The following is a 17,350-nucleotide window of genomic DNA, read 5'->3' on the forward strand; positions in this document are numbered from 1 at the left end:
CTTGACGCCGCGCGGCGATGTAGGCATTCGCGTGGGCGCTTGCCTCTAGAATGAGTCCATGTCACGCCGATTGCGTCTACTCATCGCGGCTGTCGGACTTGCCGCACTCGCCTGGCTGCTGCTGGCCGCCTTCGACCGCGCGCTCGCGCTGGCCCAGCGTTTCATGGGCTTGCCCACGGGCATGCGCTGGCTGGTCGGCACGGGCATGATCGCCCTGGTGCTGACCGGCGTCGCGGCGGGCGTCTGGTGGCTGCGACCACGCAAGCCACGCGGGCCGGTCGTCGCCCCGGACCGCACATCCCTCGAAACGCGCCTGGCCGCCCTGCGCGACGCCGGCGCCGAGGTTGAGGAAATCCGCAATGAGCTCGACGAGCTCGACCGTCGCCGCACCAGCGAGAAACTGTACATCGCCGTGTTCGGCGAGATCTCCACCGGCAAGTCCTCGTTGATCGCTGCGCTGGTGCCCGGCGCCCAGCCCCGGCGCGACGCGCGCGGCGGTACCACGCGTGAGGTCGCCCATTACGAAGGCGTGGCACCGCGTGGCGACAGCTGGCTGTTGGCCGACGTGCCCGGTTCCGCGGAAGCGGGAGGTGACGCGCGCGAGCGCATGGCACGCGACGAGGCCCTCCGCGCCCACGCCGTGGTCTACGTCTGCGCGGGCGACCTGACCCGGACGCAGGGCGATGAACTGCGCTGGCTGGGCGACTTCGGCAAGCCGCTGGTGCTGGCGGTGAACAAGGCCGACCAGTGGTCGGACGACGATCGCGAACGCGTGCTGCGGCACGTGCGCGACCAGGCCGGCGGCGTGCCCGACGCGGTGGTCGCGATCAGCGCCGGCGGCGAGGAACGCTTCACCCGCCGGCTGGCCGACGGCCGCAGCGAAGCGGTGACGCGCCAGCGCGTCCCCGACGTCGCGGCATTGCGGGACGCCATCGTGCGGCTGGTCGCCCCGGGCACGCAGGGACTGGAGCCGCTGCGGGAAAACGCCGTGCTGGCCCGCATCCACGAGCGCACGGGCGAGCACGAGGCCATTCATCGTGCCACGGAGGCGGAACGCATCGTCACACGCTACGCCCGGCGCGCGATCGTCGGCGCCATGGCCGCCGTCGCCCCGGGCACCGACCTGGTGATCCAGGGTGCGCTGGCCGCCGGCATGGTGCGCGCGCTGGCCGAACTGCACGGCGTCCGCGTGACCGATGTCGACATCGAGAACCTGCTGAAGCAGGCACGGCTCACCCTGCGCACGGGCACCTCGGTGGTGCTGGCCGTGGCCGGCAATGCGCTGAAGGCGTTCCCGGGCCTGGGCACGCTGGGCGGCGGCGTGCTGCATGCGTTCGCCTATGCGCTGATCTTCGACAGCCTGGGCCGGGCGCTGGCGGCGACGCTGGCCGAGCGGCAGGCGCTCGACCAGGCCGACGCCGGCGAGCGCATGCGCGAGCTGCTCGGCGACGCCAGCGGGTCCCGGCTGCGCCGGCTGGCAGAGCTGACCGGCGAGGCCTTGCGAGGCACCGAGTGAACGATCTGTTCCCGGGAGCCGTACTGACAACCGGCCCGCGCTCGGCCACACTGCCCCCATCGGCCGCCACGCGGCCCCGACCCGCTCCCGGCCCATCCATGCGCCCTATCCGTGCCCTTCCCCTGCTGCTTCTCGGTCTTGCCCCGCTGGCCGCCCATGCCGAAGCCACCGCCTACCGCATCGATCCGGTGCACAGCCAGGTGGTCTTCAATGTCGAGCACAACGGTTTCTCCCGCTCGTTCGGACGCCTGAGGGTCACCGACGGCACGATCCGCTTCGACCGGGACGACTGGTCGAAGTCGTCCGTGGACGCGACGATCGACCTGTCCTCGGTGGACATGGGCGATGCGGCCTGGGACAAGGCCGTACGCGGCAGCGCGCTGCTCGACAGCGACCGTGCGAAGACCGCCCGCTACGTCAGCGATTCGGTGGAGAAGAGGAACGACGCGGAAGGCGTCGTCCACGGCAAGCTCACCCTGCGCGGCGTCACGCTGCCGCTCGACCTGCCCTTCCGCGTCAACCGGGTCGGCACCACCATCTACGGCATGCATACGGTGGCCGGCTTCTCGTCGTCGGTGATCCTCGACCGCACGCGGTACGGCATGACCTCCAACGCGAACTCGATCGGCAACGACGTCACCGTGTGGCTGGAAATCGAGGCCATCCGTGGCGATGCGGCCACCACCACCGAAAAGGACAACGCCCATGCCCCTGCGCAGTGACGCCACCCGCTGGAGCACCGTCGCCAAGACCTTCCATTGGGTCATGGCCCTGCTGATCCTGGGTAACGGCGCGTTCGCCGTCTGGATGGATGGCCTGAAGCCGTCGATGCGCAAGATCGACATGTTCGCGCTGCACAAGTCCATCGGCCTCACGGTGCTCGCGTTGTTCCTGCTGCGCCTGCTCTGGCGCGCGATCGACCGCCGTCCGCCCGACATGCCGGCACCGCGCTGGCAGCAGCTGGCCGCGCATGCGGTGCACGGCATCCTCTACCTGCTCATCGCCGCCATCCCGCTTACCGGGTGGGCGTTCAACTCCGCCCACGGTTTTCCGCTGCAATATTTCAAGCAGTTCAACCTGCCCGCGCTGGTGGAGAAGAACCCGGCCCTGTCCGACACCCTGGGCACCGTGCACGAGTGGCTGTTCTGGTTGCTGCTGGCCGTGCTGGTCGCCCATGTCGGCGGTGCGCTGAAGCACCACCTCCTCGACCGCGACGATACGCTCCGCCGCATGTTGCCCTTCGGCCGCGCAAGGCGCGGCATCCCCACCCCTCCCGGAGATACGCCATGACCCCGATGATCCGCCGCCTTGCCGTCCTCAGCCTGGCGCTTGCACTGCCGTTCGCCGCCTCCGCCGCGGATTACAAGGTCGGCCCGGGCAGCACGCTGGGCTTCAGCGGCAAGTTCCAGGGCCAGCAGTTCGACGGCACGTTCGGCAAGTTCGACGCGGCGATCAGCTACGACGCCGCCAACCTGGCCGCATCGCGGTTCGACGTGACGGTGGACATGGCCACGGCGAAAACCGGCGACGGCGATCGCGACGGCGCGCTGCCGGGCCCCGATTTCTTCGACGTGAAGAAGTTCGCGACGGCGCACTACGTCACCACCGGCTTCAGCAAGGATGCCAAGGGCGATGTCATCGCCAACGGCAACCTGACCCTGCACGGCGTCACCCGGCCGCTCGCCCTCAAGGTCGCGTTCTCGCCCAACGCCGGCGGTGCGCGCCTGTCGGTCACCGGTACGCTCAAGCGCCTCGACTTCGGCGTGGGCAGCGGCGACTACAAGGAAACCTCGACCATCGCCGACGAGGTGCTGGTCAACGGCTCGCTGAACCTGCAGCCGAAGTAAGCCGGCGTGGCAGGCCTGCGCGATCGTCTCCGCGGCCTGGCCGGCCGCTTTCGCCGGCGTGCCGACACGGCGCCGGCGCCGGACGAACGCGGCGGCAGCGTGGCATCCAGCCTGCGCGGCCTGCTGGACGACCCGACCATTCCGCCCGCCGTGCGCGAAGCCATGGCGGCGGACTTCCGCCGCGTCGAAACCATGCTGGATCGCCTGGAGCGCGAGGAACTGCACGTGGCCGTGTTCGGTCGCGTGTCGGCCGGCAAATCGGCGCTAGGCAACGCGCTGCTGGGCCGCGACGCGTTCACCGTCGGCGTCCTGCATGGCACCACCACCGAGGCGGACGTCGCGCGCCTGGACGAAGCCGCTAACGCGGGCCTGGTGCTGATCGACACGCCCGGCATCAACGAACTGGGCGGCGAAGCGCGGGAGACGCTGGCCTACGAAGTGGCGGAGGTCAGCGACCTCATCGTCTTCGTGGCCGACGGCGACCTCACCCGCGAGGAACGCGACGCGCTGCGGACGCTTGCCGCTACGCGCCGACCACTGCTCCTGGCCCTGAACAAGACCGACCGCTACAGCGACGACGAACGCGACGGTTTGCTGCAACGCCTGCGCGAGCATACCGACGGCCTGGTCAGGCGCGAGGACGTGATCGGCGTGGCCGCACACCCGGCCCCCCGCCGCATCGTGGAGGTGGATGCATCCGGCAGGGAGCACACCACCCAAGAGGCCGTGCCGGCCGACGTCACCGCCCTGAAGACGCGCCTGCTGGCCATCGCCGAACGCGAAGGCAAGACCCTGTCGGCGATCAACGCGGGCCTGTTCGCCGGGCGGCTGACCGACCAGATCAGCGAGCGCATCGCCGTCACGCGTCGCGACGTCGCCTCCGGCGTCATTCGCCAGTACTGCATCGCCAAGGCCGTGGCCGTGGCACTCAACCCCGTACCCGTCACCGACCTGCTGCTGGCCGGCGGCCTGGACGCGGCGATGGTGGTGCAACTGGGCCGTGTCTATGGGCTACCGCTCACCCGCAGCGAGTCCGGCCGACTGGTGGCGACCATCTCGCTGCAACTGGCAGCACTGATGAGCGCGGTCTGGGGCATGCAGCTGGCAGCCTCCGCGTTGAAGGGCGTCAGCGGCGGCATGTCGGTCGTCGTCACCGCCGCCGCGCAGGGCGCGCTGGGCTGGTACGCCACCGTGCTGATCGGCCGGGCCGCCGAGCACTACCTGGTGGCAGGCAAGTCCTGGGGCGAGCACGGTGCCAAGCGCGCCGTTGCCGACATCGTCGCGGGGCTGGATCGCGATTCCATCCTGCGCGAGGCCCGCGAGGAGATCATGAAGCGGCTTCGCGGGTAGTCGTCAGCCCGCGAAAGCCTTCACCGCCGCCACATCGAACGGCCAGCCCAGCTCGGCCCCATCGTCGCGCCGCAGCACCGGCACGCGCGCCCCGTAGCGCGCTTCCAGCGTCGCATCGTCGTCGATCCACACGGAAGCGAAGTCCGGGAACCGGGCCTGCGCCAGCACCTCGAGGGCCTGGTCGCACAGGTGGCAATCGTCGCGCTGGAACAGTGTGAAGAGGGACATGCGCAGGTGTATGGGGCCAGTGGCGTCGGGGCGTAGAATAGCCGGCTATCCCCATAGCCAACCTATCCAGCCATGGCAGTCAGCGTTTTCGACCTCTTCAAGATCGGCATCGGCCCCTCGTCCTCGCACACGGTGGGCCCCATGCGCGCGGGTGCGCGCTTCGCCGAACACTGGCTGGACGAGAAGGGCGTGCTCGATCGCGTCGCGCGCGTGCGCTGCGAGCTGTTCGGCTCGCTGGCGATGACCGGTCGCGGCCACGGTACGGACAAGGCCGTGTTGCTGGGTTTCGAAGGCGAATGGCCCGATCGCGTCGATCCGGACACCATTCCCGCCACGCTGGAGCGTATCCGCTCGTCGCGGCGCATCCGCCTGCTCGGCCGTCACGAGATCGCCTTCGACGAGAAGGTCGACCTGGTCTTCAACAAGCGACAGAAGCTCCCGTTCCACACCAACGGCATGCGTTTCTCGGCCTACGACGCCGAGGGCAACGAGCTGGCCACGCGTGATTACTACTCGGTCGGCGGCGGTTTCGTGGTCAATCCCGATGAAGCGGCCGAAGACCGCATCGTCGCCGATACCAGCGAGCAGCCCTATGCGTATTCCACGGGCGACCAGCTGCTTTCGCTGTGCAAGGAGCACAACCTCACCATCGCCCAGCTGGTCGTGCGCAACGAGGGCATCTGGCGCCCCGAGGCGGACACCCGCGCGGGCCTTCTGCGCATCTGGAAGGCCATGCAGGATTGCGTGGCGCGCGGCCTGCGCTCCCCCGGCGTGCTGCCGGGCGGCCTGAAGGTGAACCGCCGCGCCCCGGCCATGGCCGCCGAGCTGCGGGCCCAGCCCGAAGCCGCGCTGCGCGACCCGCTCACCATCCTGGACTGGGTCAACCTCTACGCGCTGGCCGTGAACGAAGAGAACGCCGCCGGCGGCAGCGTGGTTACCGCGCCGACCAACGGCGCCGCCGGCATCGTCCCGGCCGTGCTGCACTACTATCGCCACTTCTGCCCCAGCGCCTCGGAAGACGGCATCGTCGAATTCCTGCTCACCGCCGGGGCCATCGGCATCCTCTACAAGGAAAACGCCTCGATCTCCGGCGCCGAGGTGGGCTGCCAGGGCGAGGTGGGCGTGGCGTGCTCCATGGCGGCCGGCGGCCTGACCGCGGCCCTGGGCGGCAGCGTCACCCAGGTGGAGAACGCGGCCGAAATCGGCATGGAACACAACCTGGGCCTCACCTGCGACCCCATCGGCGGCCTGGTCCAGATTCCCTGCATCGAGCGCAACGCCATGGGCGCGGTCAAGGCGATCAACGCCAGCCGCATGGCCCTGAAAAGCGACGGCAAGCACCACGTCTCGCTCGACAAGGTCATCGCCACCATGCGCGACACCGGCCGCGACATGAAGGACAAGTACAAGGAAACCTCCCGCGGCGGTCTGGCCGTCAACGTCATCGAATGCTGACATCCCGCCTGGGGCACGCGACGCCGTCGTAGGAGCGCACGATGTGCGCGAAAAGCCCACAACGCGGCAATGTATCAACGCGTAGGACACACCCTCGGCAGCCTTTCGACGGTCTCGACGCGCACGGGCTCGTCCTCGCCCCACCAGTTGGCCACGGCGGTGTAGCAGATCCTCAGCTTGCCGCGGCGGGTGTCGAAGCGCTGCTTGCTGGTGTACGCGAAGCACGAGACCGAGGCCAGGTGGCCCAGCTCGCGCATCGTCATGGCGCAGCGCCGCACGGATGCCACCGGGTCTTCGCCAGGGTATAGCGTGAAGTAGAAACCCTTGGCGGTACGGTCGTAGGACTCCGAATCGATCAGCCGGCCCTTGTCGCTCCAGACCTCATCGGCTGCGGCAATGCCGCATGCCGTGAAGGCAAGCAACAACATGCCGCTGGCGACCACCATCGAACGCATCCGAACCCCTTTAGCCCTACCGCGTCGGCGAGTGTATATCGATGCGGCGCCCCGTGTACCGGGGTGAACGATGGCTGACAGGCGCGGCGCGGGCTGTCATGATCCGGCCCTTGTGCCGCCCTGGGGTGGTTTGTCCACCCCGTCCGACCGGAGTCTTTATGTCCAACCACCATATCCGCCGCGACGTCGGCGCCTTCGCCCTGATGCTGACCGGCCTGGGCTCGATCATCGGCTCGGGCTGGCTGTTCGGCGCCTGGCACGCCGCCCAGCTGGCCGGCCCGGGTGCCGTCTACGCCTGGATCATCGGCGCCGTCATCATCCTGTTCATCGCGCTGACCTACGCGGAACTGGGTGCGATGTTCCCCGAATCCGGCGGCATGGTGCGCTACGGCCATTACTCCCACGGCTCGCTGGTCGGCTTCATCGCCGGCTGGGCCAACTGGATCGCCATCGTCTCGGTGATCCCCGTGGAGGCCGAGGCCTCCGTCCAGTACATGGCCTCCTGGCCGTGGGAATGGGCGCAGTGGACCAAGGGCCTGTACGTGGTCACCGCCGGCCATGGCGAACTCACCCCGCCGGGCCTGGCCATCGCCGCCGTGCTGGTCGTGGTGTATTTCCTGCTGAACTTCTGGAGCGTGAAGCTGTTCGCCAAGAGCAACACGGCGATCACGGTCTTCAAGCTGGTCGTGCCTGCCGCCACCGGCATCGCGCTGATCTACACCAGCTACAACCCGGGCAACTTCCACATCGGCGCCCACGGCGGCAACCACGCGATCGACATCTCGTCGATCCTCACCGCCGTGGCCATCTCGGGCATCGTCTTCAGCTTCAACGGCTTCCAGAGCCCGGTGAACCTTGCCGGCGAAGCCCGCAACCCCGGCCGCAGCGTGCCCTTCGCCGTCATCGGCTCGATCCTGCTGGCCACGGTGGTCTACGTGCTGCTGCAGATCGCCTTCATCGGTGCCGTGCCGCCCGAGCAGCTGGGTAACGGCTGGGCCGGCCTCGAATACGCCTCGCCGTTTGCGCAGCTGGCCACCGCGCTGATGATCAACTGGATGGCGATCCTGCTGTACGCGGACGCCTTCGTCAGCCCCAGCGGCACCGGCGCCACCTACACCGCCACCACGGCGCGCATGATCTACGCCATGGAGCGCAACGGCCAGCTGCCGAAGATCTTCGGCCACATCAACCCCCGCTTCGGCATCCCCCGCCCGGCGATGTGGCTGAACCTGGTGGTGAGCTTCATCTTCCTGTTCTTCTTCCGCGGCTGGGGCACGCTGGCGGCGGTGATCTCGGTGTCCACGATCATCTCCTACCTGACCGGCCCGGTCAGCGTCATGACCCTGCGCCGCACCGCGCCGGAACTGAAGCGCCCCCTGCGCATCGCCGGCCTGCCCATCCTGGCCGCGCTGGCCTTCATCTTCGCCACCGAACTGCTGTACTGGGCGAAGTGGCCGCTTACCGGCGAGATCATCCTGCTGATGGTCGTCGCGCTGCCGATCTATTTCTACTACACCGCCAAGTCGGGCTGGGAAGACTTCCACCGCCACCTCAAGGGCGCCTGGTGGCTGATCGTGTACCTGCCGGTGCTCGCCCTTGTCTCCTGGGCTGGCAGCAAAACGTTCGGCGGACACGACTACCTCCCCTACGGCTACGACCTGGCCGTAGTCGCGGTCATCGGCGTGATCTTCTACTTCTGGGGCGTCGCCTCCGGCTGGCGTACGCCGATGGTCGAGGCCGCGCGCTTCCACCATGACGAAGACAGCGGCGGTGAACCCGTGCTCCCGCCCAGCGCCGACGAGGCCGGGCAAGTCACCGGCCGCCGGTAAAGGAAAAACCGCCCTTCGGGGCGGTTTTTTTTGGTTCTTCGCGCATGATTGGGGCTTGGTCCGATGTCGGAGCCGGAGCCGCGGCAGTTCGTATGGTCGGGCGAGGAGGCGCTGGGTGGTCACACTCTGCGCTCGGGCAGCGGCCGCAAGCGGCCGAACTCGCTCAGAGCGTAACCACCCAGCACCTCTGCGACGACAGAGGCAGCGGGAGTGGAAAAGCAAAGCGCTGGCGATCTCGGACGGGGCCACCCTGGAGATGCCGCTTCGGGCGATGCCGCGAGCGTCGCTTTCCCTACCCGGCACCTCAGTCGTCGGGGAGGTGTCGGGGGGTCATCCTCTGAGCGAGTTCGGCCGCTTGCGGCCGCTGCCCGAGCGCAGAGGGTGACCACCCGACGCCTCCTCCCGATACCGCACGAGAACCGACGCCTCTTCTCCTTATCGTACGAGCAGCAGGCGCATATCCCGTGCACCCCAACTATTACGTACAGACCTATAGGGCCAGCACATCGCCCAGCAGTGCCTGCGCCGTAATCTCCGGCCCCGCGCCCGGCCCCTGGATCACGAGCGGCGTGGCGTGGTATCGCGTCGTGGTGAGGGCGAACTGGTTGTCCGTGCCGGAGAGGCGCGAGGCCGGATGCTCCGGACCCACCTCGACCAGACCGACACGCGCGCGGCCACGCTGGTTGAGGCGGGCCAGGTAGCGCAACACCTTGCCGTTGGCCCTGGCCTGCTCGTGGCGCAGGCGCAGCGGCTGGTCCAGTTCCTGCAAGCGCTCGAGGAAGTGCTTCGAGTCGATGCCGCGCAGGGCTTCGGGCACCAGGCTCTCCACTTCCACCTCGTCGCTGCCGAGCGCGAAGCCCGCATTGCGCGCGATGATCAGCAGCTTGCGCGCCACATCCTCGCCCGACAGATCCGAGCGCGGATCGGGTTCGGTGAAGCCGAGCCGGCGGGCGTCGACCAGCAGCGACGAGAACGGGCGGCTGCCGTCGTACTGGTTGAACAGCCACGACAGCGACCCGGAAAACACGCCCTCCAGGGTAAGCAGGCTGTCGCCACAGTTGCGCAGGCGGCGCAGCGTGGACAGCACGGGCAACCCTGCGCCCACCGTGGCGGCATCCCCGTAGACGCTGCCGTTCGCCGTGGCGCCCTGCAAGGCGCGCCAGCCGGACAGCTGCCCGCCGGCGAGCGCCTTGTTCGCGGTGACGACGTGGTAGCCGGCGGCCAGCCAGCCGGCGTGGCGGCCCGCCTCGATCGCGCATGCGGTGGCGTCGATCACCACCTTGCGCGGGGCACCTGTGGCGTCCAGGGCGGCCAGCAAGGGCGCATTCTCACGCCCGTCCCGGCCCTTGGCCAGGCAACCGGCCGCATCGCCCGGCAAGAGGCCGTCCGGCGCCGCGTGCTGGCGCTTCGAATTGGCCACGCCCACCAGGCGCAGCGACCGGGCTGCCGGCGTGGCCAGCAGGGTCAGCAAGGCGCGGCCGACCACACCGGTACCGAGCAACACGACCGCCGTGCGCGGCGCATCGGCCACGAGGGGAGCGGCGATCACGGCGCTCATGCGCCGACCTTGCGTTTCGAGGTGACCGAAGCGACGGCGGCGGCACGCGTCAGCGCGTCTTCGAGGTCGGCCAACAGATCGTCGCCGTCTTCGATGCCGACCGACAGGCGCAGCAGGCTGTCCGAAATGCCGGCGACCTTGCGCGCTTCCGGTGCCATGGATGCGTGAGTCATCGACGCCGGATGCGCGACGAGGCTTTCGACGCCGCCCAGCGATTCGGCCAGGGAGAAGTAACGGAGCCCGTCGACGAAGGCTTCGATCGCGTCGGTGCCGCCGGCGATCTCGAAGCTGAGCATCGCGCCGAAACCCTTCTGCTGGCGCTGTGCCAGCGCGTGGCCCGGATGCGACGCGAGGCCCGGGTAGAACACGCGCGACACGGCGTCATGCGCGTCCAGACGCGCGGCGATGCGATGCGCGTTCTCCTCGTGGGCACGCAGGCGCACGGCGAGGGTGCGCACGCCACGCAGGGTGAGGAAGCTGTCGAACGGCGAACCGGTCAGGCCGTTGCAGTTGCCCCACCACTTCAGTTGGTCGGCCACGGCCTGGTCGGCGGCGATCACCGCGCCACCGACGACGTCGCTGTGGCCGTTGATGTACTTCGTGGTGGAGTGGACGACGATGTCCGCACCCAGCTTCAGCGGCTGCTGCAGCGCCGGCGAGAGGAAGGTGTTGTCGACCACCACCAGCGCGCCGACGGCATGCGCGGCCTGCGCGACGTGGCGCACGTCGGTGATGCGCAGCAAGGGATTCGAAGGCGTCTCGACCCACACCAGCGCCGGCTTCTCCGCGAGGCCGTCGGCCAGCGCGGTCGGGTCGGTGAAGTCGACGAAACGGACGCGGAAACGGCCTTTCTTCGCCCAGGCGTCCAGCAGGCGCCAGGTGCCGCCGTAGCAATCGTGCGCCGCCAGCACCAGCGCGCCCGACGGAACAAGCTCCAGGGCCAGCGCGACCGCCGACATGCCGCTGCCGGTGACCACGGCGCCCGCGCCTTCTTCCAGTTCGGTCAGCGCTTCGCCGAGCAGGTCGCGGGTGGGATTACCGCTGCGCGAGTAGTCGTAGGCGCGCTTGCGGCCAAAGCCCTCGAACGCGTAGTTGGTCGACAGGTGCAGCGGCGGCACGACGGCGCCGTGCTGGGTGTCGGATTCGATGCCGGCGCGGACGGCGCGGGTACACAGGCGGGATTCGTGGGTCATGGCTTAGCGGTCTCCGCGACAGTCGTTGAGTGCGTGACGCAGCACGGGAGCGAGCTGCACGGTTTCTTTGAGGAAGGCGTCGTGGCCATAGGGGGAATCCACGACTTCGAGCGAGGCGGTACCGGCCAGCCGGCGCTGGAGTTCGCACAGATCGGCCAGTGGCACCAGGCGATCGGACGGGAAGCCCACCAGCGTGGTCGGGGTGGACACCCGCTCGGGGGAGATGTCGTGCAGGTCGATGGATTCGGACAGTGCGAGGAACCGCTCGGGGTCGAAGCGCTCGACGAAGCGGCGCCCGGCGTGTTCCAGGTAATCCTCCACGGGGAAGTGGAAGCGGCCGTCGCGCAGTTCCGGGCCGGCGGTGAAGCGGCGGGAGAACTCCTCGCTGCCGCGATAGGTGGTCATGGCCAGCTGGCGGGCCAGGCCCAGTGCCTCGTCGACGTGGCCGGAGGCGAGACCCAGGCGCACGATACCGCGCTGGACGGAACGCTGCGCCGTGGCCAGGGGGTGGGGACGGTGGGCGCCGGCGATCAGCACCAGCGAGCGCAGTTTCTCGGGATAGGCCGCCGCGAAGGCCAGGCCGGTCATCGCGCCGTAGGACGAGCCGACAAAGGCATGCACGCGACCGATACCCAGTTCATCGACCAGGGCGGCCAGGGCGGCGGCCTGGTCCTCGCTGGACACCGAGGCCACATTGGCGCCCAGGTCGTCCGGGGTCAGCCAGTCGATCGACAGCACGCGGCACGCCGCGAGGTCGATGGCGGCGCCGTGGCCGACCAGTTCCTGCCACCAGCCCGCTGCCCGCTCACGCCCGGTGCAGACGTCGCGGTCGGCCGAGATGCCGCCCTGGACGATCACCGTGGGCGCATGGGACGCGCCGCACCAGAGGTAGCGGACATCGACATCCACCGTGTCGCTGCCGTACTTGGGCCGGAAGGAGACGCGGCGGACGCCCCGCTGCTCGGTGAGATCCGCGGCGCCACGCGGAGCGGCGACGGTGGCGGCCGTTTCGGGGAGGGAGATCACGGTGAGGGGCTCAGCGGGCATGTCGGATTCCTGCGTTCGGGATCGAGCCCTGCGGGAAAGACGATATGCGGACTGGCAGCGACGGGTACGCGAAAGCGTGCCCGCAACGGACATCCCATCTATCGGCTGACGTGACTGGCACGTCCCGCAGGAGTTGGCACCGTCGCGGAAATCCGCAGGTTGCCCCGGCTTCAAAGGGCCTGTCCCTCAGCCGGTCTCGATGAGTGAAACCGACGATACGCCTGCACACGAAGGCTGTCAACAGCCGTTTAGACGTCCAGATGTCCAGACATCCATCCCGGTGAGAACTTGCGGACCGGACCGCGCATCCGTTGCCGCCCATGGCCTCCGGCCACTCACCCCGAAAGCAAGGACCACACGGGATCGCCGCCACGAACACCCCGGACATGCCGGACGGGTGGACGCGCGGCGCCGGGCGGGATGCCGGGCGACGATCGCCAGCGGCCGGGCCGTGACCCATGCGGACCACGCCGCGAATGGCTCCGGCGGCGCCCGACCGGGCGCCGCCGCCCCCTGTACCCCTGCTAGAATCAGGGGTTAGCCTCCACAGCGACCCCAGCCATGTCCGCACACCTCACCGAAACCCGCCGCCGACGCAGCTTCGCCATCGTCAGCCACCCCGACGCCGGCAAGACGACGCTGACCGAGAAGATCCTGCTGTTCGGTGGCGCGATCCAGATGGCCGGCTCGGTGAAAAGCCGCAAGGCGGCCCGCCATGCCACGTCGGACTGGATGGCCCTGGAAAAGGAGCGCGGCATCTCGGTGACATCCTCGGTCATGCAGTTCCCGTACGAAGACGCCATCGTCAACCTGCTCGACACGCCGGGACACGCGGACTTCTCCGAGGACACCTACCGCGTGCTGACCGCGGTCGATTCCGCGCTGATGGTCATCGACTGCGCGAAGGGCGTCGAGGAACGCACGATCAAGCTCATGGAAGTGTGCCGCCTGCGCGACACGCCCATCATGACCTTCATCAACAAGCTCGACCGCGAAGGTCGTTCGCCGATCGATCTTCTCGACGAAGTGGAATCGGTGCTCGGCATCGCCTGCGCGCCCGTGACCTGGCCGATCGGCATGGGCTCGCGCCTGAAGGGCGTGTACCACGTGGTACTGGACGAAGTGCACGTGTTCGAGCCGGGCAAGAACTTCACGCGCCAGGATTCCACCATCTTCAAGGGGCTGGACGACCCCGGCCTCGCATCCACCATCGGCCAGGCCGCGCTCGACGAACTGCGCGAGGAACTGGAACTGGTCATGGGCGCGTCCAATCCGTTCGATATCGATGCCTATCTCGCCGGCAAGCAGACGCCCGTGTTCTTCGGCTCCGCGGTCAACAACTTCGGCGTGCAGCTGCTGCTCGATTTCTTCGTCGAACACGCACCGTCGCCGCGTAGCCGCAACACGCTCACCCGTGAGGTCAAGCCCGAGGAAGAAAAACTCACCGGCTTCGTCTTCAAGATCCAGGCGAACATGGACCCGGCGCACCGCGACCGCGTGGCCTTCATGCGCGTGTGCTCTGGCACCTACACCGCCGGCATGAAAATGCAGCAGACGCGCACTGGCAAGGAGGTGCGGATCGCCAACGCGCTCACCTTCATGGCGTCGGACCGCGAGATCGTCGAGCGCGCCTACCCGGGCGACGTGATCGGCCTGCACAACCACGGCACCATCACCATCGGCGACACCTTCACTGAAGGCGAGCCGCTGTCGTTCACCGGCATCCCCAACTTCGCGCCGGAGCTGTTCCGTCGTGCGCGCCTGCGCGACCCGATGAAGATGAAGGCCCTGCAGAAAGGCCTGGCCCAGTTGTCCGAGGAAGGCGCCACGCAGTTCTTCCGCCCGCTGATGTCCAACGACCTGATCCTCGGCGCGGTGGGCGTGCTGCAGTTCGACGTGGTCGCCTACCGGCTCAAGGACGAATACAACGTCGACTCGTCCTTCGAGCAGGTCGGCGTGGCCACGGCGCGCTGGATCCACTGCGACGACGCGAAGAAACTCGAGGAATTCCGCGAGAAGAATGCCGGCAACCTGGCCATCGACGCCGCGGGCGAACTGGTCTATCTCGCTCCCACCCGGGTCAACCTGCAGCTGGCCCAGGAACGCTGGCCCGGCGTGCGTTTCTCGGCCACGCGCGAGCACGCCGCCTCGATCGAGATGTGATCCTCAGACCGGCGAGGGGTGCAGGAAGCGGTGCACCGCCTGCACCACCACCGAGCCCTCGCCCACGCCGGAGGCAACACGCTTGACCGACCCCGAGCGGACATCCCCTACGGCGAACACGCCGCGCAGGGTGGTCGCATAGGGCGACGGCGTGGCGTAACCGTCGGCATCCCGGCCCGTCAGCACGAAGCCTTTGCGATCGAGGTCGAGGCAGCCGGCCAGCCACGCCGTGTTGGGCTCGGCACCGATCATCACGAACAGCGCACCGACCTTCCGGCGGGTCTGCGTGCCGTCGTTGCAGACCCAGCCCACCTCGCGCAGGGACGTATCGCCATCGATGTGATCGACCTTGCAGTGCGTGTGCAGCGTGATGCGCGGCGATTGCGCGATACGTTGGACCAGGTAGTCCGACATGGTCGCCGCCAGCCCGCTGCCGCGCACCAGCACATGCACGTGCGCCACCGTGCGCGCGAGGAACACCGCCGCCTGCCCCGCGCTGTTGCCGCCACCGACCACCACGACCTCGGCACCCGCGCACAGCGTGGCTTCCATCGCCGTGGCGGCATAGTGGATGCCCTGCCCTTCGAACCGCTCGTAGTCGACGGTATCCAGCTTGCGGTAACGCGCCCCCGTGGCGATGACCACGGACCGCGCCGATACCACCATGCCGTCGTCCAGGGTGAGCCGGAACGGATGCGTCGAGCAGTCCATGGCCTGGACCGAGCGCGCGACGGCCATGTGGGCGCCGAACTTCATGGCCTGCACCTGGGCGCGGCCCGCCAGCGCCTGGCCGGAAATGCCGGTGGGAAAACCCAGGTAGTTCTCGATCTTCGAACTGGTACCCGCCTGACCGCCGGGAGCCAGCGCCTCGAGCACCAGCGTGTCCAGGCCCTCGGACGCCGCGTAGACGGCCGCCGCTAGGCCGGAAGGACCCGCGCCGATCACCGCCACGTCATGCACGTGGTCGCTGTCCAGCGGGATGGTGATGCCCAGGTGGTCGGCCAGCTGTGCCGTGGTCGGGCACTTCAGCACCTGCCGGTCGGGCATGATGACCACCGGGCATTCGCCCGGGTCGAGGCCGAAGCCGTCGATCAGGTGGCGCACGTCGTCGTCCACATCGGTGTCCAGCAACCGGTAGGGATAACCGTTGCGGATGAGGAAGCTGCGCAGCCGCACCGTATCCGCGGCATGCGCCGAACCGGCCAGGGTGACCCCACCCTGCCCGGACTGGATGAGGCCCACGCGGCGCAGGATGAAGGCACGCATGATGATCTCGCCGATGTCCGGCTCGCCGGAAACCAGCTTGCGGAACTGGGCGGGATCGAGCCTGACCAGACGGGTATCCGCGCCGGTGCGGCCATTGACCATGGTCTGGCGTTCACTGAAGAGGTCCACCTCGCCGGTGAACTGCCTGGGGCCGTGTACCACGATGATGTCGGGCGTGCCGTCCTCGTGCACGTCATAGACCTCGATGCAGCCCTCCAGCACGAAGAAGTAATCCACGTGCCGCTGCCCCCGCTCGAACAACACGGTGCCCGCGGGCAGGGTCTCTTCCGCGCCATAGCCGACCAGCCGTGCGGTCATCTCGTCATCGAGGTGGGGGAAGGTCTGCTCGCGACGCTGCGAGGGGCTGGACGGATCGTGTTCGGGCGGGATGGCCATGCGGCGGGTTCCAGGAGGAACGATCGGGTATCGGAGCGCCATCATGCCTGCGTAGACTGCCGTCGAATACCTGTCACGAGTCCCGCCATGTCCGTACCGCCCGACCTCGCCGCCCGCCCTTCCCTGCCCCTGCGCCTGCTGCGCTCCCCGCTGGGTCGCATCGCGGCGTTCGTCGTCACGCTGACCGTTCTCGGCTTCATCGCCGGCCACATCTACGCCGGCGTCGGCCTGCCACGCGGCAGGCTGCCCTTCGATCAGGTCACGCCCCTGATCGAGGCGTTCCGGCTGCTGCCGGTGGTCCTGGCCTACTGGCTGCTGGTATGGACGATCGAGGGACGGCGGATCGACGAACTGGCGCCACGCAAGGCCATACCGCACCTGGCGCTGGGTCTGCTCGGCGGCGCCCTGCTCTTTTCGCTGGTGGTCGGCACGCTCTATGCGCTGGGCGCGTTCGTCGTGGACGGCGTGAACCACGACGTGGCCTGGCTCGGCCCGATCCTGGTGACCGGTGTCGGCGCCGGGGTGGGCGAGGAGATCATCAGCCGCGGCGTGCTGTTCCGCATCGTCGAAGAGGGCCTGGGCACCTGGGCTTCCCTGCTGGTGTCGGCCGCGTTCTTCGGTGGCGCGCACGCCTGGAACCCGGGCGCCACCGCGTGGAGCGCCATCGCCATCGCGCTGGAAGCCGGGCTGCTGTTCGGACTGCTCTACAACCTGACCCGCTCGCTGTGGCTGTGCATGGGCGTGCACGCAGCCTGGAACATCGCCCAGGGGCCGTTCTACGGCATCCCCGTGTCCGGCTTCCAGCAGCGCGGCCTGCTCGCCTCGCACATGCAGGGACCCGACTGGCTCACGGGCGGGAGCTTCGGTGCGGAAGCCTCCGTGGTCGCGCTGTGCATCTGTTCGATCGCCACGGCCGTATGTCTTGCCGTGGCGGTCCGCCGCGGCACGCTGGCACCCCCGCCGTGGCGCCGCCCGACCCCGCCTTCAGTCGTGTGACGTATCGCCGATAATCTGCACGACGCCATGGAAGCCCGGCACGGTTGGGTG

The 17,350-nt window shown here is 68.8% G+C and carries 15 protein-coding genes and 1 riboswitch; of the genes, 9 read left to right on the forward strand and 6 right to left on the reverse strand.

Features of this window, described 5'->3' with window-relative positions; genetic code table 11:
• Nucleotides 1–58 precede the first annotated feature (58 nt).
• The 5 genes from ACVKN3_RS18840 (at nt 59) to ACVKN3_RS18860 (ending at nt 4,713) form a co-directional block, all read left to right on the forward strand.
• On the forward strand, nt 59–1,516 hold the full coding sequence (locus ACVKN3_RS18840) for a GTPase (protein WP_354517385.1): 1,458 nt from the start codon (nt 59–61) through the stop codon (nt 1,514–1,516).
• Between the two features lie 98 nt (nt 1,517–1,614).
• Nucleotides 1,615–2,238 (forward strand): YceI family protein, encoded by a 624-nt coding sequence (locus ACVKN3_RS18845; protein ID WP_354517387.1) that lies wholly within the window; start codon nt 1,615–1,617, stop codon nt 2,236–2,238.
• On the forward strand, nt 2,222–2,806 hold the full coding sequence (locus ACVKN3_RS18850; RefSeq protein WP_285406494.1) for a cytochrome b: 585 nt from the start codon (nt 2,222–2,224) through the stop codon (nt 2,804–2,806). The genes ACVKN3_RS18845 and ACVKN3_RS18850 overlap by 17 nt, the downstream gene beginning before the upstream one ends.
• Nucleotides 2,803–3,363 (forward strand): YceI family protein, encoded by a 561-nt coding sequence (locus ACVKN3_RS18855; RefSeq protein ID WP_343123023.1) that lies wholly within the window; start codon nt 2,803–2,805, stop codon nt 3,361–3,363. Before ACVKN3_RS18850 ends, ACVKN3_RS18855 begins: the two co-directional genes overlap by 4 nt.
• A gap of 6 nt (nt 3,364–3,369) precedes the next feature.
• A complete protein-coding gene (locus ACVKN3_RS18860) occupies nt 3,370–4,713 on the forward strand; it encodes a DUF697 domain-containing protein (RefSeq protein ID WP_456992285.1) in 1,344 nt (447 codons plus the stop codon).
• Nucleotides 4,714–4,716: 3 nt separating this feature from the next.
• On the opposite strand, the gene ACVKN3_RS18865 is transcribed toward ACVKN3_RS18860, so the two are convergent.
• Nucleotides 4,717–4,941 (reverse strand): glutaredoxin family protein, encoded by a 225-nt coding sequence (locus ACVKN3_RS18865; protein WP_036137227.1) that lies wholly within the window; start codon nt 4,939–4,941, stop codon nt 4,717–4,719.
• A gap of 72 nt (nt 4,942–5,013) precedes the next feature.
• Here ACVKN3_RS18865 and ACVKN3_RS18870 point away from each other — a divergent pair, with 72 nt between their 5' ends.
• Nucleotides 5,014–6,396, forward strand: coding sequence for an L-serine ammonia-lyase (locus ACVKN3_RS18870; protein WP_354517390.1), 1,383 nt, complete (start codon nt 5,014–5,016; stop codon nt 6,394–6,396).
• 74 nt (nt 6,397–6,470) lie between these two features.
• Here ACVKN3_RS18870 and ACVKN3_RS18875 read toward each other — a convergent pair whose 3' ends face one another.
• Nucleotides 6,471–6,851 (reverse strand): hypothetical protein, encoded by a 381-nt coding sequence (locus tag ACVKN3_RS18875; protein ID WP_036137230.1) that lies wholly within the window; start codon nt 6,849–6,851, stop codon nt 6,471–6,473.
• A 158-nt stretch (nt 6,852–7,009) separates the two neighbouring features.
• Between ACVKN3_RS18875 and ACVKN3_RS18880 the strand changes: the two genes are divergently transcribed.
• Nucleotides 7,010–8,680, forward strand: coding sequence for an APC family permease (locus ACVKN3_RS18880; protein ID WP_354517392.1), 1,671 nt, complete (start codon nt 7,010–7,012; stop codon nt 8,678–8,680).
• Between the two features lie 490 nt (nt 8,681–9,170).
• Here ACVKN3_RS18880 and ACVKN3_RS18885 read toward each other — a convergent pair whose 3' ends face one another.
• The 3 genes from ACVKN3_RS18885 to metX are packed head-to-tail and all read right to left on the reverse strand — an operon-like array spanning nt 9,171 to nt 12,478.
• The gene (locus ACVKN3_RS18885; RefSeq protein ID WP_354516174.1) at nt 9,171–10,238 is read right to left on the reverse strand and encodes a homoserine dehydrogenase family protein; all 1,068 of its coding nucleotides are present in this window, start codon (nt 10,236–10,238) and stop codon (nt 9,171–9,173) included.
• Entirely contained in the window at nt 10,235–11,431 is a 1,197-nt protein-coding gene (gene metB, locus ACVKN3_RS18890; protein WP_285406488.1) for a cystathionine gamma-synthase, read from the reverse strand. The genes ACVKN3_RS18885 and metB overlap by 4 nt, the downstream gene beginning before the upstream one ends.
• Before the next feature lie 3 nt (nt 11,432–11,434).
• The gene (gene metX / locus ACVKN3_RS18895) at nt 11,435–12,478 is read right to left on the reverse strand and encodes a homoserine O-succinyltransferase MetX (RefSeq protein WP_354516175.1); all 1,044 of its coding nucleotides are present in this window, start codon (nt 12,476–12,478) and stop codon (nt 11,435–11,437) included.
• 91 nt (nt 12,479–12,569) lie between these two features.
• Nucleotides 12,570–12,684: riboswitch (SAM riboswitch) on the reverse strand.
• Between the two features lie 355 nt (nt 12,685–13,039).
• On the opposite strand from metX, the gene ACVKN3_RS18900 reads away from it, so the two are divergent.
• Nucleotides 13,040–14,641: a peptide chain release factor 3 gene (locus ACVKN3_RS18900; protein ID WP_036137239.1), complete on the forward strand. Its 1,602-nt coding sequence runs from the start codon at nt 13,040–13,042 to the stop codon at nt 14,639–14,641.
• A gap of 3 nt (nt 14,642–14,644) precedes the next feature.
• Here the strand turns inward: ACVKN3_RS18900 and ACVKN3_RS18905 are convergent, their stop codons facing one another.
• A complete protein-coding gene (locus ACVKN3_RS18905; RefSeq protein WP_354516177.1) occupies nt 14,645–16,303 on the reverse strand; it encodes an FAD-dependent oxidoreductase in 1,659 nt (552 codons plus the stop codon).
• Nucleotides 16,304–16,390: 87 nt separating this feature from the next.
• Here ACVKN3_RS18905 and ACVKN3_RS18910 point away from each other — a divergent pair, with 87 nt between their 5' ends.
• Nucleotides 16,391–17,299, forward strand: a complete 909-nt coding sequence (locus tag ACVKN3_RS18910; RefSeq protein ID WP_354516179.1) for a CPBP family intramembrane glutamic endopeptidase — start codon at nt 16,391–16,393, stop codon at nt 17,297–17,299.
• The last annotated feature ends 51 nt before the right edge of the window (nt 17,300–17,350 follow it).

The sequence above is a fragment of the Luteibacter sp. PvP120 genome, from assembly GCF_054055715.1.

What these genes read in the sequence shown, in the direction of transcription:
- metB (WP_285406488.1), bottom strand. Translation starts at nt 11,431, where the DNA reads ATGACCCACGAATCCCGCCTGTGTACCCGCGCCGTCCGCGCCGGCATC.
- metX (WP_354516175.1), bottom strand. Translation starts at nt 12,478, where the DNA reads ATGCCCGCTGAGCCCCTCACCGTGATCTCCCTCCCCGAAACGGCCGCC.
- ACVKN3_RS18885 (WP_354516174.1), bottom strand. Translation starts at nt 10,238, where the DNA reads ATGAGCGCCGTGATCGCCGCTCCCCTCGTGGCCGATGCGCCGCGCACG.
- ACVKN3_RS18850 (WP_285406494.1), top strand. Translation starts at nt 2,222, where the DNA reads ATGCCCCTGCGCAGTGACGCCACCCGCTGGAGCACCGTCGCCAAGACC.
- ACVKN3_RS18870 (WP_354517390.1), top strand. Translation starts at nt 5,014, where the DNA reads ATGGCAGTCAGCGTTTTCGACCTCTTCAAGATCGGCATCGGCCCCTCG.
- ACVKN3_RS18900 (WP_036137239.1), top strand. Translation starts at nt 13,040, where the DNA reads ATGTCCGCACACCTCACCGAAACCCGCCGCCGACGCAGCTTCGCCATC.
- ACVKN3_RS18855 (WP_343123023.1), top strand. Translation starts at nt 2,803, where the DNA reads ATGACCCCGATGATCCGCCGCCTTGCCGTCCTCAGCCTGGCGCTTGCA.
- ACVKN3_RS18845 (WP_354517387.1), top strand. Translation starts at nt 1,615, where the DNA reads ATGCGCCCTATCCGTGCCCTTCCCCTGCTGCTTCTCGGTCTTGCCCCG.
- ACVKN3_RS18875 (WP_036137230.1), bottom strand. Translation starts at nt 6,851, where the DNA reads ATGCGTTCGATGGTGGTCGCCAGCGGCATGTTGTTGCTTGCCTTCACG.
- ACVKN3_RS18865 (WP_036137227.1), bottom strand. Translation starts at nt 4,941, where the DNA reads ATGTCCCTCTTCACACTGTTCCAGCGCGACGATTGCCACCTGTGCGAC.
- ACVKN3_RS18840 (WP_354517385.1), top strand. Translation starts at nt 59, where the DNA reads ATGTCACGCCGATTGCGTCTACTCATCGCGGCTGTCGGACTTGCCGCA.
- ACVKN3_RS18905 (WP_354516177.1), bottom strand. Translation starts at nt 16,303, where the DNA reads ATGGCCATCCCGCCCGAACACGATCCGTCCAGCCCCTCGCAGCGTCGC.
- ACVKN3_RS18880 (WP_354517392.1), top strand. Translation starts at nt 7,010, where the DNA reads ATGTCCAACCACCATATCCGCCGCGACGTCGGCGCCTTCGCCCTGATG.
- ACVKN3_RS18910 (WP_354516179.1), top strand. Translation starts at nt 16,391, where the DNA reads ATGTCCGTACCGCCCGACCTCGCCGCCCGCCCTTCCCTGCCCCTGCGC.